This window comes from Streptomyces sp. NPDC040410 (assembly GCF_055595715.1).
Map to the genome: position 1 here is coordinate 1 of NZ_JBVIVK010000027.1, position 9,836 is coordinate 9,836.

6 protein-coding genes and 2 pseudogenes are annotated in these 9,836 nt (G+C 68.2%); 5 read left to right on the forward strand and 3 right to left on the reverse strand.

The window, feature by feature from the left end:
* Positions 1 to 300: 300 nt before the first annotated feature.
* From ACZ562_RS33880 to ACZ562_RS33890, 3 genes and pseudogenes are all read left to right on the forward strand, one after another.
* Positions 301 to 469: pseudogene (locus tag ACZ562_RS33880) on the forward strand (NIPSNAP family protein); the annotation flags it as partial.
* Positions 470 to 1,639: 1,170 nt separating this feature from the next.
* Positions 1,640 to 4,138 carry a DnaB-like helicase C-terminal domain-containing protein gene (locus ACZ562_RS33885; protein WP_471187336.1) on the forward strand — a complete coding sequence of 833 codons (2,499 nt, stop codon included), beginning with the start codon at positions 1,640 to 1,642 and terminating at the stop codon, positions 4,136 to 4,138.
* Positions 4,138 to 4,710, forward strand: a complete 573-nt coding sequence (locus ACZ562_RS33890) for a hypothetical protein (RefSeq protein WP_471187339.1) — start codon at positions 4,138 to 4,140, stop codon at positions 4,708 to 4,710. The genes ACZ562_RS33885 and ACZ562_RS33890 overlap by 1 nt, the downstream gene beginning before the upstream one ends.
* Positions 4,711 to 5,002: 292 nt before the next feature.
* On the opposite strand, the gene ACZ562_RS33895 is transcribed toward ACZ562_RS33890, so the two are convergent.
* A complete protein-coding gene (locus tag ACZ562_RS33895) occupies positions 5,003 to 5,368 on the reverse strand; it encodes a hypothetical protein (RefSeq protein ID WP_471187444.1) in 366 nt (121 codons plus the stop codon).
* 701 nt (positions 5,369 to 6,069) lie between these two features.
* Complete coding sequence (locus ACZ562_RS33900) at positions 6,070 to 6,543, reverse strand: hypothetical protein (protein ID WP_471187342.1); 474 nt, start codon at positions 6,541 to 6,543, stop codon at positions 6,070 to 6,072.
* A gap of 777 nt (positions 6,544 to 7,320) precedes the next feature.
* Here ACZ562_RS33900 and ACZ562_RS33905 point away from each other — a divergent pair.
* Complete coding sequence (locus ACZ562_RS33905; RefSeq protein WP_471187345.1) at positions 7,321 to 7,932, forward strand: hypothetical protein; 612 nt, start codon at positions 7,321 to 7,323, stop codon at positions 7,930 to 7,932.
* Between the two features lie 393 nt (positions 7,933 to 8,325).
* Here ACZ562_RS33905 and ACZ562_RS33910 read toward each other — a convergent pair whose 3' ends face one another.
* Entirely contained in the window at positions 8,326 to 8,610 is a 285-nt protein-coding gene (locus tag ACZ562_RS33910) for a hypothetical protein (protein ID WP_471187348.1), read from the reverse strand.
* 502 nt (positions 8,611 to 9,112) lie between these two features.
* Here ACZ562_RS33910 and ACZ562_RS33915 point away from each other — a divergent pair.
* Positions 9,113 to 9,527, forward strand: a pseudogene (locus ACZ562_RS33915) (transposase); the annotation flags it as partial.
* Between the last annotated feature and the right edge of the window lie 309 nt (positions 9,528 to 9,836).

Consider the following 9,836-nt stretch of genomic DNA (forward strand, 5'->3'; position numbering starts at 1 on the left):
GTCGTGAGAAGGCCGGACGAGAGGAAGAGGGCATCGTGGTATTCCGTTCTGGGGTAGAGCCGACGAGGTGGGCTGACGGTGCCCTGTTCGGGGTGGCGTCGGCGGGAGGATCCGTACCGATATCCGGGACGGCGTTGTTGAACAGGAGTCTCCACAGTCGGGCACTGCTGAGCCACGGGAAAACTACTCAACGACTTCCGGGAAGTACTCGGCTTGCGCTTGAGCGGCGCGGCAGGGAGTAGCCAGGAACCCCTCGGCTCTACCACCCAGACGCACGAAGCACGCGCGCAGCGCCCAGGCATTGCCTACGCCCTCTTCCTCCTTTCCCAGCCTGGCCGCGTACGAGCAGTACCGCACCATCAGCATGTCCGACTCGGAGTGCCAGGAGGCGTTCGGACTGGCTCGTGACACCCGCTGCATCAAGGGGTATGAGCGCCGCTTCCTCCGGCCGCTCGAAGGCCTGTTTTAGGCCGGCGGGAGGTGTCCAGGCGAGCTCGACGGCGGAAGTCGAGGTCGAGGAGCGGCTGAACGAGGACCGAATCGGCGACGCCGTGGACGTGCTGCTAGGACACCCCCGGCGACTTGCCGCCGCTGCAGCGTGCCGCACTACCGCTGGCCCTGGTGTGGGACGTCGCGGACCTGATCGCGTATGCAGCAAAGTTGTCGGCGGTGGCCGCGTTGCCTGCCGCTCCGTTGTGTCAGGCGCCCGGGAGTCGACCATGCCTGTGCCAGCGCGAGAGTCCCCGTGCCGGGAACCGATCTGCTGGTGTGGGCCAAGGTCGCCTCGTTGCCGTTCGACAGGCGCCCGTTGTGGAGCCAGGCCGTCACCGTCGGGCTGTGGGGGTGGGCGGTCGGCTGGCAACGCGCGGACGGCTCGAGTGTGCACTACACGGACGGCCGTGCCCCAAGTACGGCCGTTGCACGCTGGGAAGCCCAATGGGCGACGCAGAAACTGCTCACCGACCCGCATCGGGCCAGGAGCCCCATGTCGGACGAGCCGCTGATAGTTCCACGCCAACCGGCGGTGGTGGTCACCACCGCGGCCAGCACTCCCTCAGGACTGCTCGGCGAAGGTCGACGCCCGCTCCGGGTTGTCCGTGCATGCGGCTGGCGCAGGCCTCGTCGCCCCGCGGACTTCGCGGACCCCGATGGCTGCGATGAGGGGCTGCAGCGGGAGTGGGCCCGGCATACCGAGGTCAGCATGTCCCGCACGCTGCCCGAGCGTCTCCGGCGAATACTCGACGAAGTGGAAGAGACGGTCCAGGCGCTCAGCGCCCCCTGCGGCCCGGCGGCGAACCCGACGAGCAGCGACCCCTCCTCGCCATCTACGTGGCTACCCGGCTCCAGACGGGCGCCGAGGAGTGGCAGAAGGAGGCCGTGCGCGCAGCCAGGGCGAAGAACTACTCCTGGGACGAAATCGCGCAGGCGCTCATGACGAGCAAGCAGTCCGCGCACGAGAGGTTCCGGAAACACGTGCCTGAGAGCTCGAGCCGGCAACTGACACCGAAGAGCCTCACAAGTGAGTGACTCTCACAGAAAAAGGTGTGATTCAAATCAAATAAAGAGTGGATTCTGCTACTATGATGGAGAGTTGAGTGTTCTAGGAGGGTGAGTGGGTCAACCGCACGAAGAGGCCGCGATGAACGCGACCGAAGCCCGTACAGAGCTCTTCGCCCTAGTGAAGCGCGCAGAGCTGGAAGGGCGTACCACGCTGATCCACAAGCACCGGGAGCGTGCTCTGCTGGCGCCGCTCGACCGGCTTCCGGCGGCCCGGAAGGCTGATGCGTTCCCGTCCCACGCGCTGAGTGCGGCGCAGAAGGACTTCGGTGAACTCATCACGCTGGCAGCTCAGGGCCAGCCGCAGGTGCTCCGGCGCAGCCGTACCCCGGTCGCGGTGCTGCTTCCCGTCGACACCTCTTCAGGTGCCCTCTCGTCCGACACGGCCGCGCACTTTGGCGCGGTGCCCGCAGGAGGTGCGGTGAACAGCCCACACGATCAGGACAGCGGCAGTGCCCCCCGCAGGCTCGCCACGCTGGGCGATGCCATCGGTGCCGTGCTCGCCTCCGGCCCGACCGGCGGTCCCACGTTCGGGCTGCCCGGGCTGGACGCTGCGACGGGTGGTCTGCAGTCCGGCCGGCTGACGCTGGTGGCGGCCGCCCCGAACGTCGGCGGGAGCCTGCTGGGCTTGGCCGCCGCGCGGCAGACCGCGCTCGTCGACAACCACCGGGTCCTTTATGCGGCGTCGGGGCCGAACCAGGCCGACATCTTGCGCCGGATCATCTCCGCGGAGACCGGCGGCGACTACCCGCGCCTGAAGCAGGGCCGCCTCACCCAGCACGAGCAGCAGATCGCCCAGCAGTTGGTCCAGGCACCCCTGCTGATCGACGACGGCAGCGAACTGACCGCCGAGGCGATCGCTGAGACCGCCCCCTACGTCCAGGACCTGGCCCTCGTGGTCGTGGACCGCCTACAGGCCGCCCATAACGCCCGACTTCCCCTGTCCGGCGACCGTCTTCCGGACGCCTCCCAGGTTCTGGCCTCTCTCGCGCGCACGCTCCACGTACCGGTGCTCGCCATCGTGGACAGCGACGAACCCACCCTCCTGGGCCTCTTGGACGCCGATGTCACGTTGACGCTCGCACCGGCTGAGGAGCCTTCCAGGGCTCAGGTGACGGTCGCTGAGCGCGACTTCGGCGCGATCGGCTCGGCGTACCTGCGGCCCGACCTGCTGCACGCCCGCTTCCTCGACGCCGGAGCCGCCCCCGTCGGCCGGACGGGCGGCAAAGGAACCGCGCGGTCTCTGGGCAGCGCGGTGGAGCGGGAGTTGGCCGATGCGGCGCTCCCGTACACGTCCGGTGCCCAGCAGGGGCTGCCAGCCTCCGTCACCCACGTGTTGGCGGCACTGCGCACCACACTGGTCAACGGCGACCCCGAAGCCCTTGCGGAACTCGGGCCCTCCCTCGCTGAGGCGGCTACGGAGCCGCGGCAGCTGCCGGACACGACCGAGGGACGCCGACTCGCCGCCGCGATGCAGGCGTACAGCACCACCGCGCCCGCCGGCACCACCGGGCAGCCCGCCGCTGCTGGTGTCCAGTCCACCGGCGACTGCGGGCAGGTCCCCGACGACGTCGACGAAGAAGAAGACGGGGACGGCCTGGTGCCGGGGGATGAGGAGGACGAGCCCGAGGGAACGGTCTTCCCCGCCCTGAAGATCCTCAAGGACGCCGTCGACCGCTCGAAGATGCACCCGATCAAGGTCATCCGCACCGAGGAACGCGACAGCGGCCCATGGCCACTGATCACCGAGGACATGGACGGCGAGCCACGCTGGGTCCACCCCGGCGCCACCCTCACCCGCACCCCCCACACCAAGGAGAACGGAAAGCGCGTCCGGCGCGACCAGCTCGACGTGCCCGACTCCTTCGGCGAGGGTGTGATGTGCCTGATCGACCGCAACGGCAGCTACCCTTCCGCCTGTTCGGCCGTCCCCCTCGCGCCGAACAAGCTCCTGCACACCGGCCCCCTCGAAGCGTTCGACAAGACCCAAGCCGGGATCTACCTCATCGACATCCCGGAGTGGAACCGCACCGACATGCCCCACCCCCTGGGGCGGATCATCGAGCGGCCCGACGACCAGGGCCGCGCCTGGGTCACCACCCCCCACATCAAGCAGCTCGAGAAGCTCGTCCGCGAAGGCCACCTCGATACCGCGCCGACCATCCACGACTCCTGGACCGGGAAGGCCAACGAAAGCCTCTTCAAGCCCTTCTACACCGCAGCCCGGCAGGCGCGCACCGAGCTCGTCCAAGCTGGCGGCGACCCCTACAAGGCGTACAAGACCCGGCTGTCCATCGCCCTGCGCCTGCTGTGGCCCAAGCGTCAGGAACAGCGCTCCCCGTTCTGGCGGCCGGACTGGCGAATGAGTATGGTCGCCGAGGCCTCCGTCCGACACTGGACCGTGGCCTTCAAGGCCGTCCAGGAAGGCCACACCCTCATCGCACTGCGCAACGTGGACGCGGCGGTCTTCTGGACGCCCCCCGGAACGCCGCCCGCCACCTACCGGATCGGAACCGGCTTCGGCGAAGTCAAGGCCAAATTCATCCAGCCCGGCGAGATCATCCCCGAAGGTGACGACTGATGGCCGGGCCCACAGGCCGTGGAGGCTCCCTCGGCGCCGCCCTCAACGACCTCCTCCGCTCCCAGGTCACGCCCCGCCACCGGCTGTCGTCGTACAACGCCAAGCACTGGCACGCCCAGCTCAGCCAGCTCACCGCAACCCACCGCGGACACCAGGCCCTCGAGGACGCCGCACTCCACGTGACCACCACGACCCTGATCAACTGGCTGTCCGACCCCGAGTACAACATCCGCCGAAGCTACCGTGACCTCATCCACACCGCCTACGAGAACGCGGCCATCGTTCCCGCCGACCCGATCCCCGACCACGTCAAGAGGGGCCAGTTCGAGATCAGTGGCACCGTCAAGACCGGCGATGACGAACGCGAACGCGGCAACCGGCGGGCAGCGCCCCTGCGCATCGACGCCAGAAGGGGCGACTGGGACGAGATCGAGGAACTCTGGCTGGCCGGCGAGCTCACCGACAACGAGTTCGAGGACCACTTCATCGACGACGTCATCGTGGCGGACATCGGCGAAGGCACCGACGGATGGGAGTTCCCCGGGAGCTCGTACTCCGTCGAGCTCAGGTGACGCCGCCACGCGCCCACACTGCCGCTCTACGCTGGCATGGTGACCGAGGACGCTCGTCGGACCGGGGACAGGATCTGGCGGGGTTGTGACGACTGAGGCCGCTATGCGGCCGGGGCCGTGGTCTGTTCGTCGGTATGTCGGACCAGGCAATGCCGCTCAAGCGCCTGGCGGCCGTCCAGAGCAGTTCTGGCGAGGCCGAGTGCCCGGAGCACGGCGGGTGGTGGGTGTCAACCGTCGCTCGGACGCCTGAATAGCTGTGACCTGACGCGGCTGTCCGCCTGGCATGCCGTCTCTAGTAGGACACCTTCGGCGGGCTGCTCAGATCCAGGACGTCGGCCGCTGCCGGGGGCTGGATGTTCAACGGCTGGTTGAAACCGCTGAACTCGGTCGTGCTCTTATGGTGGGGGCTTTTCTGGACGACCTTCAGAAAGTACGGCTTGCCCTCGGCGGCCACATAGAAGGTGTAGTCGCCTTCCTTGTAGACCCCTTTAACCTCCTCCTCGGCCAGTCGGACGGGGACCACAGGCTTACCGTTGAGCACGGTCGTCTTGCCCTTCGTGGCCCTGCCGAACGAGGAGTACGGCCACGCGCAGTCGGCCAGGTCGTCCGCTGGTATCGCCGCACTGACGGGGCTCTTCAGCCAGGGCTTCTGCCGCATCTCGGCGACACCGGCGGCTCGCAGGGCCGATGCCGCTGACCAGCACGTACACGATGGCCGCGAACACCGCCTGATCAGGGGTGTTCCGTGTCCCTCCGCCCTGCGGACGCACCCTCGCCGGCGGCAGCAACGGCTGCACCTCCAAGGAAACCTCGGAGACGCGCTCCGTGTCGGTCACCAACACCGACAAGGCCCGCTCCTACACCGCGAGCGGCTACCTGACCAAGATCGAGTACGGCTGGCCGACCCAGGTAGCGAACCCGTGCCGTGTGCCGCCCCCGCCTCGGTCGCGGACGCCTCGATCTCGATCGCTTTCGCCTTTGGCAGCGGCAGCTCGCGGAGCTCCTCGTCGGTGGCCGCTCGCGTGGCTCAGCTTGCGCGTTGAGGTCGGCCGTGACGACCAGACGAACCGTGCCTTCGTCTCGCAGTAAGCGGCCAGAGGCCCTGGCCGCTCCCTGCGAGTTGTACGACAGCCCCCGCGACGGCGCCGAACCCATCGCCGGAGCCGGCAAGCTGATCGGCAGGTTGTAGGTGAACGCGCCCGAACCGGTCGCCACCTCCCACGAACCGGTCGGCGACAGGCTCGAGGCCCGGTAGTCACCCTTGTCCGAGGAAGAACCCGTGCTCAACGCGTAGACGGAGGCCGCTGGCCAGCTGGGACAACAGACCGTCAACGTCCGGCTCCGCCGTCACCATGGCCGTCAGGGTGCCTTGGCGGGGTCGTTCTCGGCCGGCACGAACTCACGGTCCGTGCACTCCTCAGCCCCCGGCGTCTGCAACGCGCACGCAGGCAGCTTCACCAGCCGCAGCCGGGAAGCGAAATCACCGCCGTAGGCGTACTTGAAACCCGAGTAGTCGATGTCGACCTGAACGTGACCGGGCGAGGCACCACCGTCGGTGCGGAGCACCTGCAGTCCAAGACCCACTCCCCCGGCCGGCGCCACCTCCTGGCGATCCAGCACCCGCACATCGACCTGCTCCGGCGACACCAGATCAGCGGCCGGATCGCTGGACGCCGATTCTGACGGCTGCGGCGACGCGCTCGCACTCGGATCCGCGCTGGCAGAAGCCTGCGCGTCGGCACTGTCCGAGGGACTGGGAGTCGGCGTGGGTGGGTCCTCGTCCGCAAGCCGCGTCCGGGACAACTGGGAGGTAGCGCCGGTGTCCTCGGGCACAGGGGCGACTTCGACCACCTCGGCGACCTCAGTGTCATCCCCGTCGCTGATCCAGACGGTTCCGGCGACACCGTGCCCGGCTCCCCCGGTACCGCCTCGGACACGTCCACCGTCGCTTCCGCAGCCTCGGGCCACGTCGGCTCGGGCAGGGCCTTGCCCGCTTCCTCCGCCTGCTGCGCCGGAACAAGCCGGCCAGTACCTCGCCCGCCACCTTCACGGACAAGAGACGCCCACACAGCCCCGCACAACCGCGCGCGGGCCACAACCCAAACAATGACCCGTCAGCCAGGCCGAAGCGGCCGTGCTCCCGCTGAAGACGGCTCAAGCCCAGAAGTTGATCAGTGAAGCGAGACAGTAGCTGCCGTGAAGATCCTGTGAACAGGTGGGCTTAACAGCAGGTTCCACGAAGGCCTAGTGATCTCCCTGACACGGAATGGAGGTATCTCGACTTCAACATCGTGAAGTAGTTGCTGTGATCACGACTTCGAAGCCGTCCCTGGGCAGCCCGCGCTCACCGGGCTGAAGCCCCAGCAGCTCGGGATGCGGATCGCCTCACGCTGTGGGAGCGGACAACGCACACGGATCGCACAGAACCCATGTCAGGACAGAAGGGGTTCACGAGGCGCGGGCAACGATGACCGCAAGCACACGTCCCTGATCCCGCCCTTATGCTCAGCATCGCCACACGCTGCTGGTCAGCATCAGTGTGAACACAGCACCTGGTGAGTCTGCCGTGCCGCTAGGATTCGCCCACCTGTACGACCTCCGGGGGCCGCCATGCGCACCATCACCGCAGCCTTGTCCGTCGGCCTGCTCTGCGCCGCCGTTACCGCCTGTAGCGGTACGGCCGACCTTGCCAGCGCTACCGCACAGAAAACTGAGTCCGCCCCGACGCCTACACCGTCGAAACGCGACGAGCGGAACACCGCCGATCGGCAAACCGCCGCCGGCCTCACTTACTCAGCGCCCCCGGACACCCCGATGGCTCTCGGCGAGGCATGGCAGTGGACCAGCACCACACGCAGCGGCGCGAAGGCCACCGGCACAACAGCGGTGCTGGCATACAAACAGCACATGCCTCCTCGCCCGGCCGACGAGGACCTTCGATACGACCACGTGAAAGTCCGTATCTGCAGCACGACCGGCGCACCGATCACCGTCAATCGGAGATTTTTCGCGCTCTTCAGCCCGAGAGGCGAAGTGAACACCATCAAAATGGCTGACCCCGACCCCAAGACTGCTTTCCCGAGCAAGGACACCGTCCTGAAGCCTGGCCAGTGCGCCGAGGGAACCATCGACTTCCTCGGCGTACGCAGCCAACGGCCCCCACTGGCCGTGTGGGGACCCAACGGCGCACCCAGGGCTGCAAGCTGGGCCATACCCCGGTGACCCACCGCTCACCAGCCACACTCAACACGTCCGCTGAGCTGCCCGAGTTTCGTGGAGTCGATCTTGTCGTCATGACTGCATTCACCGCGGCCGGATGAGCCGCGTCGACCGTCGGCCCATGCGCGACATGGTGACTCCGTGACTTCCGACGTTGCGGTCCTCTGGTACTGCCCGGATCCGATCTGCATTGGGTACGGGTTTCCACCGAAGAGCAATGGGCCTCCCGATTCGCCCTCCGGGACCGGATGCTCAGCGAGCTGCTGACCAGGCTCGCGCAATGTCCAGCGCAATCGTCGCTGTCCATGTTGTCCAGCCTCGCAGCCGTCCCCGACAAGGAGGGCTTGCCCAGGCGGCCCTGGCCAAGCCCTCCTTGTCGGGGGTGGCTTGCCCGGGTCAGCTTCGCCAGCGTCCGAGCCAGCCGCTAGCCTTCGAGGCCTGCGCCGCCTCCGCCTCCTGGCGCTCCTGCTCCTGGCACTCGCGCTCGTCCTGTTCCGCCTGCTGCTCCGCTTCGAGCGCCCGCGTCTTGCAGTCGTCGCACAGATGCGGGTGGCTGTCCCCGCGGCCCCAGTCGACCGCGATGCCGGCCGTCCACCGGTCGTCGGTGAACTTGGTCCCGCACTCCTCGCATACCGGACGCTGAGCCTCGGTTCGGCTGCTTCCTGCGCGAGACGGCGCCACGCGTCTTCGGCCCGGCGGGCGAGGGCGGCGTCCCGCGGGGATTGCCGATCGCGTCCCAGAGGTTCTGAAAGCCCTCGCGGCCGAAGCGCCGGAACGCGGGCCCGGCCGGGCCATGCTCGCAAAGCAGCTCCAGCGTGGTCGCCACGATCGGCATCTTTCCCTTGTAGAGGTGGAAGCCGTGCCATGGTCGCCTCATAGTCGGGGTCCTGGTCGGCCTCGCGGCTCGGTGGCCGCTCGCTTGGCTAGCTGTAGTCGGTGGCAGGCCTGCCGAAAGCTGGCCCGCGTACAGAATTCGCGGTCGACTGGCCAGCACGCTGACCTGGCGGCCCGCCTGCTTCCATGCGATCAGCCAGCCGTTCAGGACGGCAAAGGAGATCGCTACTGTCCTCGGCACCACCGTTGACCTGCGAAGAGATGATGTGACACAGCTTCTCAGCTTCACTCGTGAGTGGCGTGTCTGTCGGGCTGCGGGTGTCGTTGTGGTGGTGTAACACCTGGGGAGATGACCGAGGTCCGGGAGGACCTGGAGGCGTTCACGGCGGAGTTGTTCGACGGGTTCTTCCGTGCCGACCAGCGGCGGTGGGGGCAGGCATATGTGCGCGGGCTGCTGTTGGACGCAACGGCGCAAGTCGGTGGAACCGATGGCCGCGAGGCTGGGTGAGGACGGCAACCGCCAGGCTCTGGCGCACTTTGTGACGACCAGCCCGTGGAATCCGGCGCATGTGCGGGCCCGCCTGGCGTGGAAAATGCAGGATGTGATCCGGCCGGAGGCGTTGATCGTTGATGACACCGGCTTCCTCAAGGACGGGGCCACCTCGTCCTGCGTGTCCAGGCAGTACACCAGGACCGCGGGCAAGGTGGTTGTGCTGGGCGTCGCGATCCTCGGTTCTCTGATCGCCACGGAACAGTCCGCGGCCAACGTGGACGACCTGGTCTCCGGCCTGCGTACCGGCCTGGTGCTCGCCTCCTGCTGCGCCTTCGTCGGCGCGGTGATCGCCGCCGCCGTCATGCGGGGCCCGCGGCCGAGCACGGACCCCGGCAGCAGCGACCAGGCCGCCGCGGTGCCGGTCGGGGCGGACGGCCGGTAGGCGGCCGCTCCGCGTGCCGGGGTCGGGATACGGAAAACAGAGGTGGGGGGGGGGGGGGGCCCCCCCCCCCCCCCCCCCCTTTTCCCCCCCCCCCCCCCCCCCCCCCCCCCCCCTTTTTTCCTCCCCCCTCCTTCTCCT

Coding starts and splice junctions, on each gene's coding strand:
- ACZ562_RS33885 (WP_471187336.1), top strand. CDS start 1,640: ATGAACGCGACCGAAGCCCGTACAGAGCTCTTCGCCCTAGTGAAGCGC.
- ACZ562_RS33890 (WP_471187339.1), top strand. CDS start 4,138: ATGGCCGGGCCCACAGGCCGTGGAGGCTCCCTCGGCGCCGCCCTCAAC.
- ACZ562_RS33895 (WP_471187444.1), bottom strand. CDS start 5,368: ATGCGGCAGAAGCCCTGGCTGAAGAGCCCCGTCAGTGCGGCGATACCA.
- ACZ562_RS33905 (WP_471187345.1), top strand. CDS start 7,321: ATGCGCACCATCACCGCAGCCTTGTCCGTCGGCCTGCTCTGCGCCGCC.